19 protein-coding genes, 1 pseudogene and 1 riboswitch are annotated in these 22,333 nt (G+C 71.8%); of the genes and pseudogenes, 15 read left to right on the top strand and 5 right to left on the bottom strand.

Annotated elements, in window-relative coordinates; all coding sequences use genetic code 11:
- The first annotated feature begins 84 nt into the window (after window positions 1-84).
- Window positions 85-807, top strand: coding sequence for an FAD-dependent thymidylate synthase (gene thyX / locus ABZX22_RS08105; protein WP_354906880.1), 723 nt, complete (start codon window positions 85-87; stop codon window positions 805-807).
- Complete coding sequence (galE, locus tag ABZX22_RS08100; protein ID WP_354906879.1) at window positions 804-1,781, top strand: UDP-glucose 4-epimerase GalE; 978 nt, start codon at window positions 804-806, stop codon at window positions 1,779-1,781. The genes thyX and galE overlap by 4 nt, the downstream gene beginning before the upstream one ends.
- Window positions 1,782-1,893: 112 nt before the next feature.
- Here galE and ABZX22_RS08095 read toward each other — a convergent pair whose 3' ends face one another.
- Window positions 1,894-2,988, bottom strand: a complete 1,095-nt coding sequence (locus ABZX22_RS08095) for an exo-alpha-sialidase (RefSeq protein ID WP_354906878.1) — start codon at window positions 2,986-2,988, stop codon at window positions 1,894-1,896.
- 175 nt (window positions 2,989-3,163) lie between these two features.
- Here ABZX22_RS08095 and ABZX22_RS08090 point away from each other — a divergent pair, with 175 nt between their 5' ends.
- The 3 genes and pseudogenes from ABZX22_RS08090 (at window position 3,164) to ABZX22_RS08080 (ending at window position 6,145) form a co-directional block, all read left to right on the top strand.
- Window positions 3,164-4,084, top strand: coding sequence for a hypothetical protein (locus ABZX22_RS08090; protein ID WP_354906877.1), 921 nt, complete (start codon window positions 3,164-3,166; stop codon window positions 4,082-4,084).
- A gap of 194 nt (window positions 4,085-4,278) precedes the next feature.
- Window positions 4,279-5,091: pseudogene (locus tag ABZX22_RS08085) on the top strand (C45 family peptidase); the annotation flags it as partial.
- A 262-nt stretch (window positions 5,092-5,353) separates the two neighbouring features.
- A complete protein-coding gene (locus tag ABZX22_RS08080; protein ID WP_354906876.1) occupies window positions 5,354-6,145 on the top strand; it encodes a helix-turn-helix transcriptional regulator in 792 nt (263 codons plus the stop codon).
- 26 nt (window positions 6,146-6,171) lie between these two features.
- Here the strand turns inward: ABZX22_RS08080 and ABZX22_RS08075 are convergent, their stop codons facing one another.
- Window positions 6,172-7,290, bottom strand: a complete 1,119-nt coding sequence (locus ABZX22_RS08075; protein ID WP_354906875.1) for a globin domain-containing protein — start codon at window positions 7,288-7,290, stop codon at window positions 6,172-6,174.
- A gap of 457 nt (window positions 7,291-7,747) precedes the next feature.
- Between ABZX22_RS08075 and ABZX22_RS08070 the strand changes: the two genes are divergently transcribed.
- Genes ABZX22_RS08070 through ABZX22_RS08060 form a run of 3 tightly spaced genes read left to right on the top strand, consistent with a single transcriptional unit; the run spans window position 7,748 to window position 10,181 of the window.
- A complete protein-coding gene (locus ABZX22_RS08070) occupies window positions 7,748-8,437 on the top strand; it encodes a gamma-glutamyl-gamma-aminobutyrate hydrolase family protein (protein ID WP_354906874.1) in 690 nt (229 codons plus the stop codon).
- Window positions 8,438-8,472: 35 nt separating this feature from the next.
- A complete protein-coding gene (locus ABZX22_RS08065) occupies window positions 8,473-9,393 on the top strand; it encodes an alpha/beta hydrolase (RefSeq protein WP_354906873.1) in 921 nt (306 codons plus the stop codon).
- Window positions 9,390-10,181, top strand: coding sequence for an enoyl-CoA hydratase/isomerase family protein (locus tag ABZX22_RS08060; RefSeq protein ID WP_354906872.1), 792 nt, complete (start codon window positions 9,390-9,392; stop codon window positions 10,179-10,181). Before ABZX22_RS08065 ends, ABZX22_RS08060 begins: the two co-directional genes overlap by 4 nt.
- A gap of 34 nt (window positions 10,182-10,215) precedes the next feature.
- Here ABZX22_RS08060 and ABZX22_RS08055 read toward each other — a convergent pair whose 3' ends face one another.
- Both ABZX22_RS08055 and ABZX22_RS08050 read right to left on the bottom strand, forming a co-directional pair.
- Window positions 10,216-11,397: an acyl-CoA dehydrogenase family protein gene (locus ABZX22_RS08055; RefSeq protein WP_354906871.1), complete on the bottom strand. Its 1,182-nt coding sequence runs from the start codon at window positions 11,395-11,397 to the stop codon at window positions 10,216-10,218.
- Window positions 11,398-11,511: 114 nt separating this feature from the next.
- Window positions 11,512-12,099, bottom strand: a complete 588-nt coding sequence (locus tag ABZX22_RS08050) for a methyltransferase domain-containing protein (RefSeq protein ID WP_354906870.1) — start codon at window positions 12,097-12,099, stop codon at window positions 11,512-11,514.
- Between the two features lie 129 nt (window positions 12,100-12,228).
- Here ABZX22_RS08050 and ABZX22_RS08045 point away from each other — a divergent pair, with 129 nt between their 5' ends.
- The 5 genes from ABZX22_RS08045 to ABZX22_RS08025 all read left to right on the top strand — a co-directional run bounded on the left by ABZX22_RS08045 (window position 12,229) and on the right by ABZX22_RS08025 (window position 16,955).
- Complete coding sequence (locus ABZX22_RS08045; RefSeq protein WP_354906869.1) at window positions 12,229-13,845, top strand: histidine kinase; 1,617 nt, start codon at window positions 12,229-12,231, stop codon at window positions 13,843-13,845.
- Window positions 13,842-14,516: a response regulator transcription factor gene (locus tag ABZX22_RS08040; protein WP_354906868.1), complete on the top strand. Its 675-nt coding sequence runs from the start codon at window positions 13,842-13,844 to the stop codon at window positions 14,514-14,516. The genes ABZX22_RS08045 and ABZX22_RS08040 overlap by 4 nt, the downstream gene beginning before the upstream one ends.
- Window positions 14,517-14,612: 96 nt before the next feature.
- Window positions 14,613-15,035, top strand: coding sequence for a hypothetical protein (locus ABZX22_RS08035; RefSeq protein ID WP_354906867.1), 423 nt, complete (start codon window positions 14,613-14,615; stop codon window positions 15,033-15,035).
- 9 nt (window positions 15,036-15,044) lie between these two features.
- Window positions 15,045-15,632, top strand: coding sequence for a phosphoribosylanthranilate isomerase (locus ABZX22_RS08030; protein WP_354906866.1), 588 nt, complete (start codon window positions 15,045-15,047; stop codon window positions 15,630-15,632).
- Between the two features lie 123 nt (window positions 15,633-15,755).
- Window positions 15,756-16,955, top strand: coding sequence for a serine hydrolase domain-containing protein (locus ABZX22_RS08025; RefSeq protein ID WP_354906865.1), 1,200 nt, complete (start codon window positions 15,756-15,758; stop codon window positions 16,953-16,955).
- Window positions 16,956-17,146: 191 nt separating this feature from the next.
- Here the strand turns inward: ABZX22_RS08025 and thiC are convergent, their stop codons facing one another.
- Entirely contained in the window at window positions 17,147-18,829 is a 1,683-nt protein-coding gene (gene thiC, locus ABZX22_RS08020; RefSeq protein WP_354906864.1) for a phosphomethylpyrimidine synthase ThiC, read from the bottom strand.
- A riboswitch (TPP riboswitch) is annotated at window positions 18,822-18,934 on the bottom strand. It overlaps the preceding gene by 8 nt.
- 152 nt (window positions 18,935-19,086) lie before the next feature.
- On the opposite strand from thiC, the gene ABZX22_RS08015 reads away from it, so the two are divergent.
- A complete protein-coding gene (locus tag ABZX22_RS08015) occupies window positions 19,087-19,716 on the top strand; it encodes a CDP-alcohol phosphatidyltransferase family protein (RefSeq protein ID WP_354906863.1) in 630 nt (209 codons plus the stop codon).
- 4 nt (window positions 19,717-19,720) lie between these two features.
- On the top strand, window positions 19,721-22,216 hold the full coding sequence (locus tag ABZX22_RS08010) for a mannose-1-phosphate guanyltransferase (RefSeq protein WP_354906862.1): 2,496 nt from the start codon (window positions 19,721-19,723) through the stop codon (window positions 22,214-22,216).
- The last annotated feature ends 117 nt before the right edge of the window (window positions 22,217-22,333 follow it).

Below are 22,333 nucleotides of genomic sequence, written 5' to 3'. Positions count from 1 at the left end.
CGCCGGACGCGTGCCGCCCGGCACGGGAGGAGAGGCGTACGATGGCGGGCGGCCAGAACGGTGAGAGCAAGGGGGATCCACCCAGTGAGCGACGAGCCACGTTTCCTGAACGACGTGACGGTCGAACTCGTCAAGCACAGCGCGTCGGACACCGACGTGCTGTGGGCGGCCAGGGTGTCGACGGCGGGGGAGCAGTCACTCGACGAGATCAACAAGGACCCCGAGCGGTCCAAGGGCCTGATCAACTACCTGATGCGCGACCGCCACGGCAGCCCGTTCGAGCACAACTCGATGACCTTCTTCATCAGCGCCCCGATCCTGGTCTTCCGCGAGTTCATGCGGCACCGGGTCGGCTGGTCCTACAACGAGGAGAGCGGCCGCTACCGCGAGCTGCAGCCCGTCTTCTACGTGCCCGGCGAGCAGCGCAAGCTGGTCCAGGAGGGCAAGCCGGGCCGCTACGTCTTCGTCGAGGGCACCCCCGAGCAGCACAAGCTGGTCAGCGAGGCCATGGAGAGCGCCTACCGGCAGTCCTACGCCGCCTACCAGGAGATGCTGGAGGCCGGCGTCGCCCGCGAGGTCGCCCGCGCCGTGCTGCCCGTGGGCCTGTTCTCCACGATGTACGCCACCTGCAACGCCCGCTCGCTCATGCACTTCCTGTCGCTGCGCACCAAGAACGAGCAGGCCAAGGTGCCCTCCTTCCCGCAGCGGGAGATCGAGATGGTCGCCGAGAAGATGGAGGCGGCCTGGGCCGAACTGATGCCGCTCACCCACGCCGCGTTCGTGGCCAACGGGCGGATCGCCCCGTGAAGGTCCTCATCTCCGGCGGGGCCGGATACATCGGCAGCACCGTCGCCTCGGCCTGCCTCGACGCCGGCATCACCCCGGTCATCCTCGACAACCTGGTCACCGGGCGCGCCGAGTTCGCGCGGGGGCGCGCCTTCTACGAGGGCGACATCGCCGACGCCGCCCTCGTGGACCGCGTCTTCGCCGAGCACCCCGACATCGAGGCGGTCGTCCACTGCGCGGCGCTCATCGTGGTGCCCGACTCGGTGGCCGACCCGGTCGGCTACTACCAGGCCAACGTCGCCAAGAGCCTCGACTTCGTCTCCCACCTGCTGCGCAACGGCTGCGAAAAGCTGATCTTCAGCTCGTCCGCGTCGATCTACGCGGCGGGCGCCGACTTCACCGTCGACGAGAGCTCGCCGCTGGCGCCGCAGAGCCCCTACGCCCGCACCAAGGCCGTGTGCGAGGCGATGTTCGCCGACATCTCGGCCACCCAGCCGATCAGGATCCTGTCGCTGCGCTACTTCAACCCGATCGGGGCCGACCCGAAGATGCGCACCGGCCTGCAGCTGCGCCGGCCCAGCCACGCGCTCGGCAAGATGATCGAGGCGTGGGAGGAGGGCACGCCGTTCCAGATCACCGGCACCTCGTGGCCCACCCGTGACGGCTCCGGCATCCGCGACTACATCCACGTGTGGGACCTGGCCACCGCGCACGTCGCCGCCCTCGAGCGCTTCGACACTTTCACCGACGACGTCATCAACCTCGGCACCGGCACCGGCACGACCGTGCGCGAGCTGGCCGCCGCCTTCAACCAGGTGGTGGACAGGCCCATCGAGGTCGTGGAGACCGGCCCGCGCCCCGGCGACGTGGCGGGCGCCTACACCCGTACCGACCTGGCCGGGCGGCTGCTCGCCTGGCAGGCCAGGCACACCGTCGCCGAGGGCATCGCGCACTCGCTCGAGTGGGCGCGGATCCGCGAGGAGATCCTGGGCTAGTACGGGTCCAGCCGGCGGGCCCGGCCACGTACGGCTGGAGGCGGTTCCGGACGGCTGGAGCCCGGCCGCCGGCTCCGGCCCAGCTACAGCACGGCCGCCGGCTCCGGCGCAGCTACAGCACGGCCGCCCGCACGGTCAGCACGTCGGGCAGGTGGGCGGCCACCTCCTCCCAGGTGTCGCCGTCGTCGCGCGAGGTGTAGACCGAGCCGTCGCGGGTGCCGAAGAAGATGCCCGCCCTGCCGCCGTCGAGCGCGGCGGCCGTCATGGCATCGCGCAGGACCGAGGCGTAGACCGGGCCCTCGGGCAGGCCCTTGCCGTGGGCCTGCCAGCTGGCCCCCGCGTCGTCGCTGCGGAAGACCTGGTAGCGGTGGCCGACCGGGGTGCGGTCGAGATCGGCGTGCAGCGGCAGGACGTAGAGCGTGTCGGGCCTGCCCGGGTGCACGACGACGGGGAAGCCGAAGTCGGAGGGCAGCGAGGAGCCGATGTCGGTCCACGACCCGCCGAAGTCGTCGCTGCGGTAGACGCCGAAGTGGTGCTGCAGGAACAGCCGCTCGGGCCGGGCCGGGTGGAAGCCCACCTTGTGCACGCACTGCCCGAACTCGGGATACTGCTGCCCCTCGGGCAGGAACGGCGCCCTGATCCCCCGGTTGGCCGCCTCCCACGACTGGCCGCCGTCGCTCGTGCGGTAGAAACCGCCGCTCGAGATCGCCACGCCCATGATCTTCGGGTCGGTGGGGTGGCTGAGGATGGTGTGCAGGCACAGGCCGCCGCCCCCCGGCTGCCAGCGTGCCCGGTGCGGATGCTCCCACAGCCCCTCGACCAGGGAGTAGGTGATGCCGCCGTCCTCGGAGCGGAACAGCGCCCCTGGCTCGACCCCCGCCCAGACCACGCCGGGCTCGGACGGCGAGGGCAGCAACTGCCAGACCCGCTCCAAGGTGGCGCCCGTGCTCTCGGGGAAGGCGATGGGCGGCTTGTCCGCCTCCTGCCAGCTCGCGCCGAGATCATCGGAGTACATCACCGAAGGGCCGAAGTGGCCGTACTCGATGCCGGCCAGCAGCCTCGGCCGCTCACCCCTGGTGTCGATCGCGACCGCGTGGACCCCGACCGTGGAGAACTGGATCGGTTCGACCTCGAAGGGGCCGCCGCCGCGGGACCGGGCGAGGAAGAGCCCCTTGCGGGTGCCGACGGCGAGTAGTGCGTCGCTCATGATGGTCTCCCATGTTGGCTTGCTGGCCATCGTGCCACGTGGCGCCGACAATCTCCGGGCAGCGCCGCATGCACGGCCGGGCGCGCGGAGCCTGTGTCCCGGGTCGGGGGATATGTCGCGGCGAGGGGAGAGCCCGGTTGACCCTCACACGATGTCAGGCCGCAGGCTCCCGGCCATGTCGATCACCTACGTGGGCTCCGGGCCGTACTGCTACGCCAACTCGCTGGCCATGATCCTGGGCGCCGAGGCGCCACCCGCCTCGGTCATCGAGGTCCTGACCGGCTCGCCGTACGGCATGCAGCTGATCGGCGGCCGCCTGCCGCTGTTCGACCCCTTCGGCTGGGATCCCGACCAGGGCCTCGACACCGCGATCGAGCTGCTGGGCTGGACGTGCGAGCGCGGCGACGGCGGCACGGCCGCCGAGGCCGTGGCGCGCCTGCGGGCCGGCTGCGAGCAGGGCCCGGTCCTGGCGGGCCCGCTGGAGCTGGGGCTGCTGCTGTACCAGCCCGGCTCCGGCGAGGCGGTCGCGGCCGACCACTACGTGGTCGTGCTGGAGGCGGACGACGACTCCGTGCTGCTGCACGATCCCCAGGGATACCCCTACGCCACGCTGCCGACCCAGGACTTCGTGGCCGCCTGGCGCGGCGAGCTCGTCAGCTATCTGCCGCGGCCGTTCGCGATGCGGTCCGGGTTCGTCCGGCGGGCACGGGTGGAGCCGGAGCAGGCGTTGTGGCGCTCGCTGCCGGTGTCGCTGGCCTGGCTGGCGGGCCGGTCGGACGTGGCCGTCGAACCCGGCACGCTGGGGCAGGCCGCCGCCGCCGAACGCGCCGCCGAGCTGGTGGAGGAGGGGCTCGACCCGCAGGTCAGGGACCTGCTCGAGGCGTTCGCCGTCCGGGTGGGCGCCCGTCGGCTCAACGACCTGGCGCACTGCCTGCGCGTCCTGGACCTGCCGGACGGCGCCGCCGTCGCCGCGCGGCAGGCGCGCATCGTGGGCGGCCTGCAGCGGCCCCTCGTGGCGGGCGACGACGCGGCGCTCGCGGCCGGACTGCGCGAGCTGGCACCCACCTACGAACAGCTGCACGCCGCCCTCACCTGACCGGCCCGCCCTCACCTGACCGGCCCGCCCTCACCTGACCGGCCCGTGCCCGCCAGGTCGGCCCGCCCGCTTCAGACCGGTCCACGCCCGCCTCCCCGTGCCCGCCTGGTCGGCCTGCGCTCTCCTGACCGGCCCTGACCGGCCCCTGAGCGGTCCGCCCACCGGATCCGCCGGGGGAGGGGTGGACCGTCGCCGCGCTCAACGCGCGCACCGAGATCCTCGCCGCGGCGGGCGGGCCGCGCGCGGGAGAGTGCTCCACGGTGGTCCACGCCGCGTCCCGGACGGCCGGCGGCCAGTGCTGGGACTGGCACGAGGAACTGGCCGCCATGTGGCACATCCAGTCGGTGCGCGGCGACACGTGGGCGTTCGCCGGGATCACCGAGCACGGCGTCCTGGCGAAGATCGGCGTCAACGAGGCCGGCGTGGGGCTGCTGTTCAACATCCTCGGCCACACCGACGACGGGGCGGGCGGCGTGCCCGTCCACCTGGCCGCCCGCCGGGTGCTCGGCGGCGCCGGCTCGTTCGAGGAGGCGGTCGCCATCCTGCGCGACGCCCCGGTCTCCGCCTCCACCGTGATGACCGTCGTGACCGCCGGCCGTGCAGCTTCCGTCGAGCTGAGCCCGGCCGGCGCCAGGGTGGTCGAGCCGGACGGCGACGGCTGGCTGGTGCGCACCAACCACTTCCTGGATCCCGCGCTCGCCGCGGGCGAGTTGCGCGGGCGGCTGGACCCGGACACTCACGACCGGCTGCGCCTGCTCGGCGCCCGGGTGCGCGGCCGTCCCGGCCTGGACGGCCCCGGCGACCTGGCCACCCTGCTCACCGCCCATCCCGGCGACGGCGCGGAGGTGTGCTGCCACGCGCCGGCCGGGGGCGCCCTCGGCACCCGGTGGGCGACGCTGGCCACGGTGGCGATCGAACCGGCGGACCGGCGGATCCTGGTGCACGACGGCGGCCCGTGTACGGCACGGCCACCAGCGTGGACGGCACTCACCGCGACCCCGCTCTGACACCGCGCCGCGCCGCCAGGACAGTCACCCCGGCGACCCCGCCCTGACGTGCCGCCCCGGCGACCCCGCTCCGACGTGCCGCGCTGACGTGCCGCGCTGACGTGCCGCGTCGCAGGGACGGTCGCCCCGGCGAGCCACCCGCCAGGCCGCGCTGACGCGCCGCACCGGCGTGCCGCGCCCTCCGGCGGTCCGGTGTGGTGCGGTCCCGCTTTACGTCCGGGGTAATCGTGGCGATTCCCCGGTTAGCGCTACCGTTCCCCGCATGGGAGCACTTGCCGTCAACCACGAGTCATTTGGTGATCTGCTGCGATCCTGGCGCCAGCGGCGCAGGGTCAGCCAGCTCGACCTGGGCATCGAGGCGGAGGTCTCGGCCCGGCACATCAGCTTCCTCGAGACCGGCAGGGCCAAGCCCAGCAGGGACATGGTGATGAGATTGGCGGAGGAACTCGACGTGCCGCTGCGCCACCGCAACAGGCTGCTGGTGGCGGCCGGGTACGCGCCCGTCTTCCCCGAGCGGGAGGTGCGGGCGCCCGAGATGGAGGTGGTACGGCAGGCCCTGGACAAGATCCTGGCCGGGCACGAGCCGTACCCCGCGCTGGTCGTGGACGCCGCGTGGAACCTGGTGGCGGGCAACGCGGCCGCGGCGATGTTCATGGACGGCGTGCCGGCCGAGCTGCTGAAGGAGCCCGTCAACGTGATGCGGCTGTCGCTGCACCCCGACGCGATGGGCGGCCGGCTGATCAACCTGGCGGAGGTGCGGGCGCACCTGCTGCACCGGCTGCGGCGGCAGGCGGAGGCCTCGGGCGACGGGCGGCTGGCCGAGTTGCACGACGAGCTGGCCGCCTACACCTACCCGGGCGTCGACCTGAACGTGGCGCACGCGCCCGGCATCGCCGACATCCTGATGCCGTTGCGGATCAGGCACGGCGACCGGGTGCTGTCGATGTTCACGACGATCGCGACGTTCGGCACGCCGGTGGACGTGACGGTGTCGGAGCTGGCCATCGAGACCTTCTGGCCCAACGACGAGGAGACGGCGGCCGCCTTCCGCTGACGACCGCCACGGGCGGGGGCCGCCGGTCAGTGCTCGCCCTGGGCGATGTCCCGGTGGATGCGGGCCGGCGGGACACCGTCCGTCTGTAGCCGGCGCACCGTCTCGTGCACCATCGCCGGGGGACCGCACACGTAGACCTCGTGCTCGGCCCACGAGTGGAAGCGTTGCATCACCTCGGGCAGCCGTCCGCGCATGCCGTCGTAGGACGACTGGCCCGACACCACCGGCAGCACCCGCAGCCAGGGGAAGGCCGACTCCATCCTGACCAGGTCGGGCAGGTCGTAGAGCTCGGCCGCGGTGCGCGCGCCGTACAGCAGGTGGATGTTGGGCCGCCTGCCCGAGGTGATGATGTGGTCGATGATGGCCTTGATCGGGGCCAGGCCGGTGCCGCCCGCGACGCACAGGACGTCCCTGGCGCCGGACTCGTGCGGGATCATCGTGCCGATCGGCGGCCCGAGCATGATGGTGTCGCCGATGCGGGTGTGCCGGACCAGCGTGGTCGACACCCAGCCGCCGGACACCCCGCGCACGTGCAGCCTGATCGTGTTGTCCTCGCGCGGCGCGTTGGCGATGGAGAACGTCCGCCACACCCGCGGCCAGCGCGCGGTCTGCACGCTGACGTACTGACCCGCGACGTACGGCAGGCGCTGCGTCGGCCTGAGCGTGACGACCGCGATGTCCTCGGTGCGCCGCTCGTGGTCGATGACCTCGGCCAGCCACCACGCCGGCGAGACGCCCGAGTCGATGTCGGCCGCGTCGATCATGAGGTTGGCGGCGGCGGTGTAGGCGGCCACCCACGCGGCCTCGATCTCGCTGGTCCAGATGGCCGCGGCGAAGCGTCGGACGGTGGCCAGCAGGGCGTTGCCCACCGCGGTGTAGTGCTCGGCGATCACGCCGTACTTGCGGTGGTCGCGGCCGAGCTGGCCGAGATAGGAGGCGAGGCTGTCCGGACTGTCCAGTGACCACACGATCCGGGTCAGCGCGCTGAAGAGCCGGTCGCGCTGGACGTCCATGGCGGGCGGGAACATCCCGCGCAGGTGCGGGTTCTCCGCGAACAGCCGCCCGTAGAAGTAGGCCGCCGCCCGGTCGGCGACGGGTTCGATGACGGAGAAACTCTCCTTGACGAGGCGCGGATTCAACGACATGCCTGTGACCCCACCTTTGACCAGAATGCGATTCCGGTCTGTCGTTCCACCTCCCTGACGGTTCCGGGTTGCGAGCGTGCGGCGAGTCCCGGCGTATCCGTACGCTCGTCCCGGAGTCTTACACCACTTTCCTGGGGTCACCACCGTTTCACCTCAATACGGTGTGAATCCAAACTATCCGTAACTGTACCGTTATTTTCCGCAATCAAATTTCAGAGCATTTCCCGTGCTGAAAGTGAATCAATATCGCATTCGCCAAGAAAAAGGCAGGACGGGGTCGCGCGAGAGCCGCGGGCCCCCGGCGAGGAGCGGGCGGTCGCGCCCGGCCCCGGTGATCGGTGCGCCGGAAGTGACAGCACTGATACCCGGGATAGGTGACATAACCGAAATCGTGTGCGCCATGATGGACCACCAGGTACCTGGTCGCCCGTCCTCCTGCATGCAATCTGGAGCGCGCATGTCCCGACCGCTGATCGGCATCACCGCCTACTTCGAGGCCGCCCGCTGGGGCGACTGGGTCAGAGAGGCGGTTCTCGGCCCCCCGTCCTACGCCAGGGCGGTCGAACGGGCGGGCGGGGCGCCGGTCCTGCTGCCCCCGCTCAACCTGCACGCCGTCGACGACTACGTCAGAGGGCTCAGTGGCATCGTGCTGGCCGGCGGCGCCGAGGTCGCCGGCTCCGTCTACGGGGCCGAGCAGGACGACAGGGTGGCCCCGCCGCAGCCGCAACGCGACCGCTTCGAGCTGGCGCTGGCCCGCGCCGCCGTCCAGGCGGACGTGCCGATCCTGGCCGTGGCGCGCGGCATGCACGTGCTGAACGTCGCCCAGGGCGGCACGCTGATCCCGTGGCTGCCCGACGTGCTCGACCACGAACGGCACGCCGCCCCCGGACAGCCGCACGTCATCCAGGTCAGCGTCTCCAGCAAGCTCGGCAAGGCGCTCGGCGACCGGATCGAGGTGACCGCGCCGCACCACCAGTCGGTCAAGCGGCTCGGCACTGGCCTGCTGGCGGTGGCCTGGGCCGACGACCAGATCGTGGAGGGCGTCGAACTGCAGGGTCACCGGTTCGGCGTCGGCGTCCAGTGGCACCCCGAGCGGGGTGATGATATGCGGCTGTTCGAGGCACTCGTGGAGGCCGCCCGATACTGATGAGAAATGGGGTGCCTCATGAGTAAGCTCGGATCATGAGCTTGCATCCCCAGGCCAGGGCCTATCTGGAGCTCTATCCTTCCGACCTCGGCGTCGATCTCGGCGGCCTGGGCCAGGCGGAGATCGAGCAGATGCGTGCCGTCGACGGCCTGGCCGACAGGCGCGGACCGCTGACGCGCCTGCCGTTCGTCCGTGACGCGCTGGCCGGCGAGGTGCCGATCCGGGTCTACCGGGCCGATCCGGGCGACCACACGCTGCCCGTCATCGTCTACTTCCACGGCGGCGGCTGGGTGTTCGGCAGCGTCAGGCGCAACGACGCCCTGGGCAGGGACCTGGCGGTCAGGACCAGCGCCGTCGTGGTGTCGGTCGACTACCGGCTCGCGCCCGAGCATCCCTTCCCCGCCGCGGCCGACGACGCCTGGACCGTGGTGCGCGACATCTTCGCCCGTCCCGCCTTCTACCAGAGCAACGGCAACGTCGCGGTGATCGGCGACAGCGCGGGCGGCAACCTGGCCGCGGTCGCCGCCTGGCAGGCCCGCGACGCCGGGCTCACCCTGGCCCACCAGGTGCTCGTCTACCCGATCACCGACGTGGCCATGGACACCGCCAGCTACCGCGAGTTCGCCAAGGGCTACGGGCTCGACGCCGAGGAGATGGCCTGGTTCGCCGATCGCTACGCGGCCGAGGCCGACCCCCTCGATCCGCGCCTGTCGCCGCTGCGCCTCGGCTCGTGCGCGGGCCTCGCGCCCGCGACCGTGGTGAGCGCCGACCACGACGTGCTGCGCGACGAGGGCGAGGCCTACGGCGCGCGGCTGGCGGCCGAGGGCGTGGCCGTCGAGGTGCGCCGCTACCCGGGCACGGTGCACGGCTTCTTCGGCCTGCCCGGCTGGTTCGACCAGGCGGAGGAGGCCCGCGCCTACGTCGCGGCCAGGCTGAGGGCGGCGCTGGAGCCGTGAGCGCCTTCGACCGCTACACCAAGCTCAGGATCGACCGGCCGGCCGGCGGCGTCGCGCGCGTCACGATCAGCGAGCCGGGCAGGCTGAACGCGGTCGACATGACCGGCCACCGCGAGCTGGCCGAGATCTGGCGCGACCTCGACCGCGACGAGTCGGTGCGCGCGATCCTGGTCACCGGCGAGGGCGCGGCCTTCTCCGCGGGCGGCGACCTGGCGATGATCGAGGAGATGACCCGCGACCACGCCACCAGGATGCGCGTGTTCGCCGAGGCCCGCGACATCGTCTACAACGTGCTCAACTGCGCCAAGCCGGTCGTCAGCGCCATCCGGGGGCCGGCGGTGGGCGCGGGCCTGGCCGTCGCGCTGCTGGCCGACATCTCCGTGGCCGGCCGTACGGCACGCATCATCGACGGGCACACCAGGCTCGGCGTGGCGGCCGGTGACCACGCGGCCATCATCTGGCCGCTGCTGTGCGGCATGGCCAAGGCGAAGTACCACCTGCTGCTGTGCGAGCCGGTCACCGGCGAGCAGGCCGAGCGGATGGGCCTGGTGAGCGTCTGCGTCGACGACGCCGAGGTCCACGACAGGGCCATGGAGATCGCGGTACGGCTGGCCGAGGGCGCCCAGGAGGCCATCAGGCTGACCAAGTACTCGCTCAACAACTGGCTGCGGATGGCGGGGCCGACGTTCGACGCCTCCCTCGCCATGGAGTTCCTCGGCTTCTCGGGGCCCGACGTCGTGGAGGGGGTCAGGGCGCTCCGCGAGAAGCGCCCGCCGTCCTTCTCCTGAGCCGGCCCTGGAAGCTCAAGCTCCTGACCGGGTGCTAGAAGCTCCTGGGCAGGCCCAGCACCTGCGTGGCGAGGTAGTTCAGCAGCAGCTCCTCGGTCACCGGCGCGACCTTCCCGATCCGCGCGTCGGTCAGCAGCCGCGCCACCGGGTACTCCAGCGAGTAGGCCATCCCGCCGTGGGTCTGGAAGGCCGCGTCGGCCGCCTCCCACGCCGCCTGCGAGGCGGTCAGCTTGGCGATGTTGGCCTCGGTGCCGCACGGCAGCTGCCGGTCGAAGGACCAGGCGGCCTTGTACAGCATGAGCCTGGCCAGCTCGATCTTCGCCTTCACCTGCGCCAGCGGGAAGGCGATCGCCTGGTTGGCGCCGATCGCCCTGCCGAAGACCTCCCGCTCCTTGGCGTAGTCCACCGCCACCCGCAGCGCCACCTCGGCGCCGCCCAGCGCGGAGGCGGCCAGCAGGATCCGCTCCGGGTTGAGGATGTCCCACAGCACGACGGCGCCCTGGTCGATCTGTCCGACCGCGTTGGCGGCGGGCACCCGCAGGTCGTCGACGAACACCATGTTGGACGGGGTGGTGTTGGCGCCCATCTTGGGGATCGGCCGGAACGACAGCTGCCCCGCGGCCACCGCCTCGGGCACGTTCACCAGGAACACCGTCAGCCCGTTGGTGCGCGGCCTGGCCTCGGCGGCCGGGATCGTCCTGGTGACCAGCATCATCCAGGTGGCCCGCTGCACCCCGGTGATCCAGATCTTCTGCCCGTTGATCACGTACTCGTCGCCGTCGCGCCGGGCCGAGGTGGTGATCGCCAGCGAGTTGGAGCCCGCGTCAGGCTCGGTCAGCGCGAAACACGTCTCGATCTCGCCGGTGGCCAGCTTGGGCAGCAGTTCGGCGCGTTGCCGGGAACTGCCGTGCCTGCCCAGGGTGAGCGCGCCGAAGCCGGGGGTGAGCACGTAGGTGAAGGCCGACCCGCCCGCCGCGCCGGAGGCGGCCAGCGTCTCGGTCGCGACCGTCAGCTCCAGCAGCCCCTGCCCGCCGCCCCCGAACTCCTCGGGTACGGCCAGCCCGAGCCACCCGCCCTTGGCCAGTTCCGCCCACACCTCCTCGGGCCAGCGCTTGTCGGCCTCGCACCGCTGCCAGTAGTCCATGTCGTAGCGCGCGCAGATGTCTCCGACGCCCTTCTGGACGGCAAGCGCGCTCTCGGGAAGCGTGAAGTCCACGGGATCACTCCATTCTCGTTGCGTGCGCAATCGTAGAACGAAGTTCTGTACCTTCGACAGATCTCTTCTGCCCTCGGCAGGTTGTCCAGCGGACCGCCGCCCCGGCGGGGCGGGTCAACGCGGCCGGCGGGCGTGCAGCACGTAGGCGGGCGGCGTGTTGCGCCACACCGTGCGCCCCAGCACGACCTCCTCGAAGCGCTCGCTCAGCAGCCCGCGGAAGCGCCGCGCCGACCCCAGCGGCATCGCGTGGACGTAGGAGAACGTCGTGAAAGCCCCGGACGGGCACAGCGTGGAGGTCACCGCCCCGAGCAGCCGCCGCTGCAGCTCCTCGGGGAAGGCCGCCCACGGCAGCCCGCTGACCACGACGTCCGCCCTGGTCAGGTTCCGCTCGCGGAGCAGGTCGGGCAGGCGGGCCGCGTCGTCCTGCGCCACGTCGACCCGCGGGAAGCGGTCGATGAGCAGGGCGGCGAGCCTCGGGTTCAGCTCGATCGCCAGATGGTGGCCACGCCCGTTCAGCCGACGCTGGATCTCCGCCGTGAACGGACCCGTGCCCGGGCCCAGCTCGACCACGGTCGGCTCGCCCCGCTCGGGGACAGGCGTGCAGACGACCTCAGCCAACCGGCGCGAGCTGGGCGCCAGGGCGCCGATCGTGCCGGGCGAGCGCATGAACTGGCCGAGGAACAACGTGGTGTCGTTGGGCATGAGAACAACGGTAAGGGTGTCGGTCAAGGGACTCTCTCCATCTTACGGGCAGATGTCCGGCCACTTGGAGGATGCGAAGTCCTCCGTCGGAAGGATCGACCAGGTCGCGCCCGTCGATACGGTTGTGCCATGCGATGGCGTGGTCTGGCACCGGACGTGCTGCTCGCCGTCTCCGGGATCGCCCTCGACCTGCTGATGTCCGGCAAGGCCGGCGGACCGTCCGCCGAATGGCGGGTCCCCCTGTTCGCGACGCTGGTCGGCGCGCCGATGGGACTGGTGCGCCACCGGCCCGTCTCCGTCAGCCTGTTCCTGGTCGGCGTCCTGGTCTACACCGACCAGATCGGCAGCTTCACCTCCAACACCGCGCAGATCCTGCTGTGCGTCGCGCTCGGCGCCACCGGCTACCGGCGCGGCTGGCCGGTCACCCTGGCCGTCGTGGCGGTGGGAGCGCTGGCCACCGGCCTCAACATCGCCGACCCCGGCATCGCCTTCACCCGCAACGCCTGGTTCTACTCCGTCGGCATCGCCCTCCTGCCCGCGCTCGTCGGCCGCTACCTGCGCGGCCCCGCCGGACGCCTCGAAGCGCCCGAGATCACCCCCGACGTGCTGCTGGCGGGCGCCGGCGTGGCCGTCGCCGTCCTGGGCACCTGGCCGTACTGGCACACCGGCAGCCAGCCCGCCTGGGTGATCGGCTCCTTCTTCGTCGGGGCGGGCCTCGCGCTGGGTGTGGCCAGGCGGCTGCCCGCCGTCGTGTTCGCGGTGGAGGGCACGCTCCTGCTGAGCGCGCACCAGTTCATCCCCGAGGCCACCGCCACCATCCAGGTCACGCTGCTCATGGCGGTCGGGGTGTTCGCGATGCGCGTCGCCTCCTGGTTCTGGAACCTGGTCGCCTACGTCACGGCCAGCTCGCTCGCCGCGATGGTCGTGATCAACGGGCACGAGAACGTCACCGCGCTCAGGGTCGTCCTGCTGCTGGTGGTGGTCGCCACGCCGATCGCGATCGGCAGGTACGCCGGTGCCAGGCAGTCGGCCGCCGAGGCCGAGCGGCTGCGGGTGCGCGAGTCCGAACGGCTGGCGATCGCCCAGCTGCACGCCGGCCAGCTCGCCGAGCGCGAGCGCATCGCCCGCGAGGTGCACGACATCGTCGCCCACCACGTCGGGGCCATGGTGCTGCGCGCCGCCGCCGCCCGCTACGCCGCCCCCGACGGTCCTGTCGCCGACGCGCTCGCCGACATCAAGGAGACCGGCCACCAGGTGCTGGAGGACCTGCGCGGCCTGCTCGACCTGCTGCGCGACCCCGGCAGCGACGGCGTGCTGCTGGCCGACCCGGCCGACGTGGTCACCGAGTCCGCCGAGCGGATGAGCGCCGCAGGGCTGGTCGTCGACCTCCACCTCGACCCCGCGCTCAGCGAGGCGCCGCTGGTGGCCAGGGCCTCGGCGGCGCGCATCGTCCAGGAGGGCCTGACGAACGTGCTCAAGCACGCGGGCCCCGGCACCACCGTCCGGGTGGGCGTGGTCGCGGGCGAGGACGAGCTGGTCGTCGAGGTGGCCAACGGCCGCCCGCCCACGGTCCGCGAGCCGCTGCCGTCCTCCGGGCAGGGCCTGGCCGGGATGCGGGAGCGGGCCAAGGCGCTGGGCGGCACGCTGACCGCGGGCCCCGACGGCGGCGGCTGGCGCCTGGCCGTGACCCTTCCCTACCCGCATCCCCACCCCCAACCCCACCCCCAGACCAAGGTGACGACATGATCCGAGTGGTGGTGGCCGACGACCAGGCCCTGGTCAGGGCAGGCGTGCGCATGCTGCTGCAGGCGGCCGGCGACATGGAGGTCGTCGGCGAGGCCGACGACGGGGCCGAGGCCGTACGGCTGGCCGAGCACCACCGCCCCGACGTGGTCCTCATGGACCTGCGCATGCCACGGGTCGACGGGCTCGAGGCGATCAAGCGGATCCTGGCCGCCCAGCCCGGCGCGAAGATCGTCGTGCTCACCACCTTCGCCGACGACGCCAACGTCTACGCCGCGCTGCGCGTCGGCGCGCTCGGCTTCCTGGTCAAGGACGACGAGCCCGAACGCATGGTCGACGCCGTCCGCAGGGCCGCCGCGGGCGAGCAGTTGCTCGCCCCCTCCGTGCTGCGCCGGGTGGTCCAGCGGGCGCTGGCCGCCGAGCAGCAGGCCACGCCCACCCCCGCCGGGCTGACCGAACGCGAGCTCGAGGTCCTCGCCCTGGTCGGCACCGGCCTGTCGAACGCCGAGATCGCCGACCGGCTCCACGTCGGCGTCACCACGGTCAAGACCCACGTCGGCTCGGCGATGGAGAAGCTCGGCCTGCGCAACCGCATCCAGGCCGCGGTCGTCGCCCACCGCATCGGCCTGGTCGACGCCGCCTTCCGCCCGGTGCGCCATCCGCCCAGGGGGTGACCGGCGGGTCACCCGGCAGGCTGACGACCCCGCCCGCCGCGCCCGGCCACGATGTGGTCCTCACCTCAGAAGGAAGGACCCATCCTCATCCATGACGTGACGACCGCCACGTCCGCCCCCGTCTCGGCGGGCCTGCTCTACACGCTGCGCGTGCTGGTGCTCGCGCACGCGGTCTCCCTGCTGGTGGCGGCCTCGTTCGCGGGGCAGGCGCTGGTCTACGGCGAGGCCTCCATCGTGTCCGAGCCCGCGACCGCCGAGACCCACGTCATGATCGGCATGGTCGCCCATCTGGTCGGCCTGCTCCAGGTCATCGCCGCCGTCCTCTACTGGCGTCCGGGCCGGGGCGCCGGCTGGCCCGCCCTGGCCAGCCTCGCCCTCTTCCTGCTCGGCATCGCCCAGCACTTCCTGCTGATCTTCGTCGGCCTCGGCGCGCACGTGCCCAACGGCGTGCTCATGTTCGGGCTGCTGGCCCTCACCACGGTGTGGGCGTGGTCGCCCGGGGCCGCACGCCGCCGATAGGCTGCTGCCATGTTCGTGAAGATCTGCGGCCTGAGCGAGCCCGAGCACGTCGAGGCCGCCGTCGAGGCGGGCGCCGACGCGATCGGGTTCGTGCTGACCGCCAGCCCGCGCAGGGTGAGCCCCGCACGGGCGGCGGAGCTGGCCGCGCTGGTGCCCGGGCACGTGCTGACCGTCGGCGTCTTCATGGGAGAGCCCGCCGACGAGGTACGGCAGGCCGCCACGGCCGCCGGGGTGCGCGCCGTCCAGCTGCACGGCCGGCACCCGCACGCCGACTTCACCGCGCTGAAGGACCTCGGGCTGACGCTGGTGCGCGCCGTCGCGGCCGACGCCGACCTGCGCACCGGGGCCTTCGACGAGGACCTGCTGATCGTCGACGCGCCCAGGGCTGGCGCGGGCGAGCCGTGGGACTGGGCGGCCGTCCGCGGCCGGCCCTCCGGTCGCTGGCTGCTGGCCGGCGGCCTCGACCCCGGCAACGTACGGCAGGCGATCGCCGAGGCGGGGCCGTGGGGCGTCGACGTCTCCAGCGGTGTCGAGGTCTCCAGGGGCGTGAAGGACTCCGCCCTGATCCGCGCCTTCCTCCAGGCGGCGCGCTCCTAGACTTCGGTCTGCTCCGGTCCTCTTGCGGGATGAGGCCGCAAGTCGTCCTTTCCGCCGACGCCTTCATGATCATCGCCGTGCCATAGTGGCGTCGTCCGGAATCTTCGCGAGAAGGGCGACAGCATGGCATCAAAGAAGATCGCCGCACTGGGTCTCGGTGCGCTCCTCGTCGTGGCGGGTCTCGCCCCCGCCGCGCACGCCGCCGGGCCGGATCTCGACCGGCGCGAGCTGCAACGCACGCTCGACGAGGTGCCCAAGGGCGGCGTGGCGGGCGCCTACTCCGCCGTCCAGGACGGATGGCAGCGCTGGCGCGGCGCGGCGGGCCTGGCCGACCTGGAGGCCGGACGCCCCACGCGGCCGGCCATGTACCACCGGATCGGCAGCATCACCAAGACCTTCGTCGCCACCGCCGTCCTGCAGCAGGCCGAGCGGGGCAAGGTCGAGCTGGACGCCCCCGTCGAGCAGTACCTGCCGGGGCTGCTGCCCGACCGGCGCATCACGGTCAGGATGCTGCTCAACCACACCAACCACGTCGGCGACTACGACACGGCGCTCATCACCGGGCCTGACAGCCTGGAGGAGATGCGCGTGCGCCAGTACACCGACGAGGAACTGGTACGGCTCGGCCTCGGCGTCGGCCCCTCGGGCGAGCCCGGCCAGACGCCCGGCAGCTACTCCAACACCAACTACATCGTGCTCGGCATGCTGCTCGACAAGGTCACGGCAATGCCCGCCGAGCGCTACATCACCCGCCACGTCATCCAGCGCGCCGGCCTGTCCGACACCTTCTTCCCGCGCACCCCGAACCTGCCGCGCCCGCACTCGAAGGCCTACACCTCCTTCTTCGGCTCCTTCCCGCTGCGGGACTTCAGCACCTTCAACATGTCGTGGGGCGGCACCGCCGGCGCGCTGGTCTCGACGACGGAGGACCTCAACCGGTTCTTCCGCGCGCTGCTGACCGGCCGGCTGATCGGCCAGGCCCAGCTGGCCGAGATGCGCACGACCGTTCCGATCACGCCGGGGCCCGGCGTCCCCGACACCTTCGCCTACGGTCTGGGCCTGATCGCCTACGACACCCCGTGCGGGAAGGTGTGGGGGCACGACGGCGGCGTCATCGGCATGGCCACCCTGTCCTTCAGCACCGCGGACGGCGCCAGGCAGGCCTCCTCCGGCATCAACACGACCTGGCACCCGGGGATCGAGGCGGGCCAGCAGGCCTGGGTCGTGCACACCGTCGGCGCGATCTGCGGCACGACCCCCCAGGCGAAGGCGGCTGACACCACCGGGCTGCTGCTGGAGGCGAACGCGCCCGTGAAGCGCTGACGACCCGGGCGCCCGCCCGGGAGAGCCCGCCCGGGAGAGGCCGGGGACACCGCCCGCGCCGCCCGTCCCCCGTGGCGGGTGGCGCGGGCGGAGTCCCGCTCTCGGCCCCGTGGGCGGGCCCGGGCCCGGTGCGTGGCGCGGGCGGGTCCAGCCCCGGGCCGCGTGGCGGCGTGGGCGGGTCCCGTCCGGTCTCAGCGGCGCTCGGGCAGGGGCAGGTACACCTCGCCGCCGCCGCGCACGAACTCCTCCGCCTTCTCCCGCATCCCCTCCTGCGCCCGCAGATCGTGGGAGATCCGCATCGAGCAGAACTTCGGCCCGCACATCGAGCAGAAGTGGGCGGTCTTGGCCGGAGCCGCGGGCAGCGTCTCGTCGTGGAAGGAGCGGGCCGTGTCCGGGTCGAGGGACAGGTCGAACTGGTCCTCCCAGCGGAACTCGAACCGCGCCCGCGACAGCGCGTCGTCCCACGCCTGCGCCGCCGGATGGCCCTTGGCCAGATCGGCGGCGTGTGCGGCGATCTTGTAGGTGATCACGCCGGTCTTGACATCGTCCTTGTCCGGCAGGCCGAGGTGCTCCTTCGGCGTGACGTAGCACAGCATCGCGGTGCCGTACCAGCCGATCATGGCCGCGCCGATGCCCGAGGTGATGTGGTCGTAGCCGGGCGCGATGTCGGTGACCAGCGGGCCGAGGGTGTAGAACGGGGCGTCGTCGCACAGCTCGCGCTGCAGGTCCACGTTCTCCTTGATCTTGTGCATGGGCACGTGGCCGGGCCCCTCGACCATCACCTGGACGTCGTGGGCGTGGGCGATCCGGGTGAGCTCGCCCAGCGTGCGCAGCTCGGCGAACTGCGCCTCGTCGTTGGCGTCGGCGATCGAGCCGGGACGCAGCCCGTCGCCGAGGGAGAAGGCGACGTCGTAGGAGGCGAGGATCTCGCACATCTCCGCGAAGTTCTCGTACAGGAAGTTCTCGCGGTGGTGCGCCAGGCACCAGGCCGCCATGATCGAGCCGCCGCGCGAGACGATGCCGGTCGTGCGGCCGACGGTGAGCGGCACGTACGCCAGCCGTACGCCGGCGTGCACGGTGACGTAGTCGACGCCCTGCTCGCACTGCTCGACGAGGGTGTCGCGGTAGATCTCCCACGACAGGCGGGCGGCGACCCCGTCGACCTTCTCCAGCGCCTGGTAGAGGGGGACGGTGCCGATGGGCACGGGGGAGTTGCGGATGATCCACTCGCGGGTGGTGTGGATGTCGCGGCCGGTCGACAGGTCCATGACGGTGTCGGCGCCCCAGCGGATGGCCCAGGTCATCTTCTCCACCTCCTCCTCGACGGAGGAGGTGACGGCGGAGTTGCCGATGTTGGCGTTGATCTTGACCAGGAAGTTGCGCCCGATGATCATCGGCTCGCTCTCGGGGTGGTTGACGTTGGCCGGGATGACGGCCCTGCCCGCCGCCACCTCCGCGCGGACGAACTCCGGGTCGACGCCCTCCCTGGCCGCGACGAACTCCATCTCCTTGGTCACCACGCCGCGGCGGGCGTAGGCGAGCTGGGTGACGGGCGCGCCCGCCGCCCTGAGGGGGTCGCGGCGCCGCCCGGCGAACGCGCTCGTCCCTGCGCGCTTCCACGCGTTCTGGTCGCGGTAGCCGTCGTCGAGGGGCTGGACCTGGCGGCCGCCGTACCGGGCCACGTCGCCCCGGTCGAGGACCCACCGCTCGCGCAGCGGGGCCAGGCCGCGGGTGACGTCGGTCTCGACCTCCGGGTCGGTGTAGGGGCCGGAGGTGTCGTAGACGGTGAAGCTCGTGCCGTCGGACAGGCTGATCCGGCGCATCGGGACCCGGAGATCGCCCTGGTAGATCTTGGAAAAACGCGCGCCACTCATCGCGCAAACTCCCTTCGCCGGCATTACCCGGAGCAGGTTCTGGCGGTCGGCGGCTGGTCAGCCGTCCTCTCAGCCCGGTCACACCGGGCTCCCGCGTTGGTCGGCGCCACCGTAACCCGATCACCGGGGGCGCGCGCAACCCCCGATCCGTCCAGGTGTCCGAAACCCCCGGGGGTGAAGGGTCCGGTCCGCGGCCGGAACCGGACGAGGCGGACGGCGCAGCGTACGCAGGTCGGCGACGCAGTAGGGTCGCAAGCGTGAGCGAAACTTCCGCCCCTTCGTCAGCGGAGGACCGGATCTGGACGGTTCCTAACCTGCTGAGCTTCCTGCGCCTGCTGGGTGTGCCCGTGTTCCTGTGGCTGGTTCTCGGGCCCCAGGCCGACGGCTGGGCGATCGGGCTGCTCATGGTCGCGGGATTCACCGACTGGCTGGACGGCAAGATCGCCCGCGCGTGGAACCAGACCAGCAGGCTGGGCCGCATCATCGACCCCGCGGCCGACAAGCTCTACGTCTTCGCCACGATCCTCGGCCTGGTCCTCAGGGACGTGATCCCCTGGTGGCTCGTGGCGATCATTCTCGCCCGGGAAATCTTCGTCGGATGTTTCTTTCCCGTGCTCCGCAAATACGGCTACAAGGCACTGCCCGTGCATTTCCTTGGCAAAGCCGCCATGGCCAACCTCATGTACGCCTTTCCGCTGCTCTTCCTGGCTTCCCATACCGGCTCCTGGTATGCCGATACTGCGAGGATCATCGGATGGGCGTTCGCCATCTGGGGAACGGGTCTGTACTGGTGGGCGGGCGTGTTGTATGTGGTACAGGTGCGCCGGCTCATCACCGCTGCCAGGGATGAGCTGCGCGATCCCCGGCAAACTGCGAAGAAGGAGTGATCGGGTGAAGGCGGTCGTCATGGCAGGTGGGGAGGGCACGCGGTTGCGACCGCTGACCGCGAACCAGCCCAAACCCCTGCTTCCTGTGGTCAACCGCCCGATCATGGAACACGTCCTCCGGCTGCTCCGCAAACACGGACTGACCGAGACCGTCGTCACGGTCCAGTTCCTGGCGGCGCTCGTGCGCAGCTACTTCGGCGACGGCGACGAACTGGGCATGCGCCTGCACTACGCCACCGAAGACCTGCCACTCGGTACGGCCGGCAGCGTCAAGAACGCCGCCGACAAACTCCGCGACGATCGTTTCATGGTCATTTCCGGCGATGCCCTGACCGATATCGATTTATCGGACATGATCCGGTTTCACCGGGAGAATTCGGCTCTTGTCACCATCGGTCTGACGCGCGTCCCCAACCCGCTCGAGTTCGGGATCATCATCGTCGACGACCAGGGCAGGGTGCAGCGCTTTCTCGAGAAGCCCACCTGGGGCCAGGTTTTCTCCGACACGGTCAACACCGGCATCTACGTCATGGAGCCAGAAATCCTCGACGAGGTCCCCGCGGGGGAAGCCGTCGACTGGTCCTCCGACGTCTTCCCGCGCCTGCTCGAACGCGGCGCCCCGATCTACGGCTACGTCTCCGACTGCTACTGGGAGGACGTCGGCACCAACGACAGCTACCTCAAGGCCCAGGCCGACGCGCTGTCCGGACGGGTCAAGCTCGACATCGGCGGCTTCGAGATGTCGCCGGGCGTCTGGGTGGGCGAGGGCGCCGAGGTGGACCCCGAGGCCGTGCTGAAGGGCCCGCTGCTCATCGGCGACTACGTCAAGATCGAGGCCGGGGCCGAGTTGCGCGAGTACACCGTGCTCGGCAGCAACGCCGTCGTGCGCGAAGGGGCCTTCCTGCACCGCGCGGTCGTCCACGACAACGTCTACATCGGCCCCGGCGCGCACCTGCGCGGCTGCGTCATCGGCAAGAACACCGACCTGATGACCGGCGCCCGCATCGCCGAGAACGCCGTCGTCGGCGACGAGTGCGTCATCGAGGCCGAGGCCTACGTCTCCAGCGGCGTCAAGGTCTACCCCTTCAAGACCGTCGAGGCCGGCGCGGTCGTCAACACCAGCGTCATCTGGGAGTCACGCGGCCAGCGCAGCCTGTTCGGCCCGCGCGGCGTCAGCGGCCTGGTCAACGTCGAGATCACCCCCGAGCTCTGCGTACGGCTGGCCAGTGCCTACGCCACCACCCTGAAGAAGGGCGACCAGGTCATCACCTCGCGCGACTCCTCCCGCGCGGCCAGGGCGCTCAAGCGCGCGGTGATCAGCGCGCTGACCGCGAGCGCCATCGACGTGCTCGACCTGGAGGCCATGCCGCTGCCCGTGGCCCGCTTCCACACCTCCCGCAGGCCCGCCGGCGGCGGGATCGCGCTGCGCACCACCTCGGGCGACCCGCAGAGCGTCGACATCGTCTTCATGGACTCCCACGGCGCCGACCTCACCCCCGCCGCCCAGCGCAAGCTGGAGCGCGTCTTCTCGCGCCAGGAGTTCCGCCGGGCCTTCCCCGGCGAGATCGCCGAGCTGAGCTTCCCCGCCAGGGCGGTGGAGGACTACGCGCAGGAACTGCTGCGCTGCGTCGACATGACCGGCGTGGACGGCATGAAGGTGGTCGTCGACTGCGCGGGCGGCACCTCCTCGGTGGTCCTGCCCACCCTGCTCGGCCGCCTCGGCGTCGAGGTGCTGACCGTCAACGCCAGGCTCGACTCCGCCTCGCCCACCGAGACGCTCGCCGAGCGCCGCCGCGACCTGCAGCGCCTGTCGGAGCTCGTCGGCTCCTCCCGGGCCGCCTTCGGCGTCCGCTTCGACCCGGTCGGCGAGCGCGTCGCCCTGGTCGACGAGATGGGCCAGCTCATCAGCGAGGAGCGCGCGCTGCTGGTGGTGCTCGACCTGGTCGCCGCCGAGCGCCGCCGCGGCAGGGTGGCGCTGCCCGTCACCACGACCAGGGTGGCCGAGCAGGTGTGCCGCTTCCACGGCGTCCAGGTCGAGTGGACCTCGACCTCGCTCGACGCGCTCACCTCCGCCGCCGCCAAGCCGTACATGATCTTCGCGGGGGACGGCAGGGGCGGTTTCATCGTGCCGGAGTTCGGGGCCACGGTGGACGGCCTGGCGGCCTTCCTGCGCCTGCTCGGCCTGGTGGCCCGCACCCGCCTGACGCTCAGCCAGATCGACGCGCGCATCCCCGAGGCCAAGCTGCTCAAGCGGACCGTCCCGACACCGTGGGCCACCAAGGGGGCGGTGATGCGCTCGGTCATCGAGGCCGCCGAGGGTTTCGACATCGACACCACCGACGGCGTGCGGGTGGTCGGCGACGACGGGCGCTGGGCGCTGATCCTGCCCGCCGCCAGCGAACCCGCCACCGACCTGTGGGCCGAAGCGCATGATTTCGACACAGCGGAGGCATTTCTCGACAGGTGGGCGCGCGTCGTCGAGCAGGCGGCGGGAACGTGACAACACAACTGGCGCGGCGGCATGGACCTTGAGGGCGGCTCGGCGGTAACTTTGTCACCGTCCGAACCCGTCGTGCGGCGTCTCGCCTTGACCTTTGCTCGTGATCAGCGTAAGTTG

The organism is Nonomuraea sp. NPDC003804 (assembly GCF_040610675.1).
In the GTDB taxonomy this organism is placed as follows: Bacteria; Actinomycetota; Actinomycetes; order Streptosporangiales; family Streptosporangiaceae; genus Nonomuraea.
Note: the sequence above shows the minus strand (reverse complement) of the source record. Positions and strands in the feature narration are given on the sequence as shown.

What these genes read in the sequence shown, in the direction of transcription:
- ABZX22_RS08095 (WP_354906878.1), bottom strand. Translation starts at nt 2,988, where the DNA reads ATGAGCGACGCACTACTCGCCGTCGGCACCCGCAAGGGGCTCTTCCTC.
- ABZX22_RS08090 (WP_354906877.1), top strand. Translation starts at nt 3,164, where the DNA reads ATGTCGATCACCTACGTGGGCTCCGGGCCGTACTGCTACGCCAACTCG.
- ABZX22_RS08080 (WP_354906876.1), top strand. Translation starts at nt 5,354, where the DNA reads ATGGGAGCACTTGCCGTCAACCACGAGTCATTTGGTGATCTGCTGCGA.
- ABZX22_RS08075 (WP_354906875.1), bottom strand. Translation starts at nt 7,290, where the DNA reads ATGTCGTTGAATCCGCGCCTCGTCAAGGAGAGTTTCTCCGTCATCGAA.
- ABZX22_RS08070 (WP_354906874.1), top strand. Translation starts at nt 7,748, where the DNA reads ATGTCCCGACCGCTGATCGGCATCACCGCCTACTTCGAGGCCGCCCGC.
- ABZX22_RS08065 (WP_354906873.1), top strand. Translation starts at nt 8,473, where the DNA reads ATGAGCTTGCATCCCCAGGCCAGGGCCTATCTGGAGCTCTATCCTTCC.
- ABZX22_RS08050 (WP_354906870.1), bottom strand. Translation starts at nt 12,099, where the DNA reads ATGCCCAACGACACCACGTTGTTCCTCGGCCAGTTCATGCGCTCGCCC.
- ABZX22_RS08045 (WP_354906869.1), top strand. Translation starts at nt 12,229, where the DNA reads ATGCGATGGCGTGGTCTGGCACCGGACGTGCTGCTCGCCGTCTCCGGG.
- ABZX22_RS08040 (WP_354906868.1), top strand. Translation starts at nt 13,842, where the DNA reads ATGATCCGAGTGGTGGTGGCCGACGACCAGGCCCTGGTCAGGGCAGGC.
- ABZX22_RS08030 (WP_354906866.1), top strand. Translation starts at nt 15,045, where the DNA reads ATGTTCGTGAAGATCTGCGGCCTGAGCGAGCCCGAGCACGTCGAGGCC.
- ABZX22_RS08025 (WP_354906865.1), top strand. Translation starts at nt 15,756, where the DNA reads ATGGCATCAAAGAAGATCGCCGCACTGGGTCTCGGTGCGCTCCTCGTC.
- thiC (WP_354906864.1), bottom strand. Translation starts at nt 18,829, where the DNA reads ATGAGTGGCGCGCGTTTTTCCAAGATCTACCAGGGCGATCTCCGGGTC.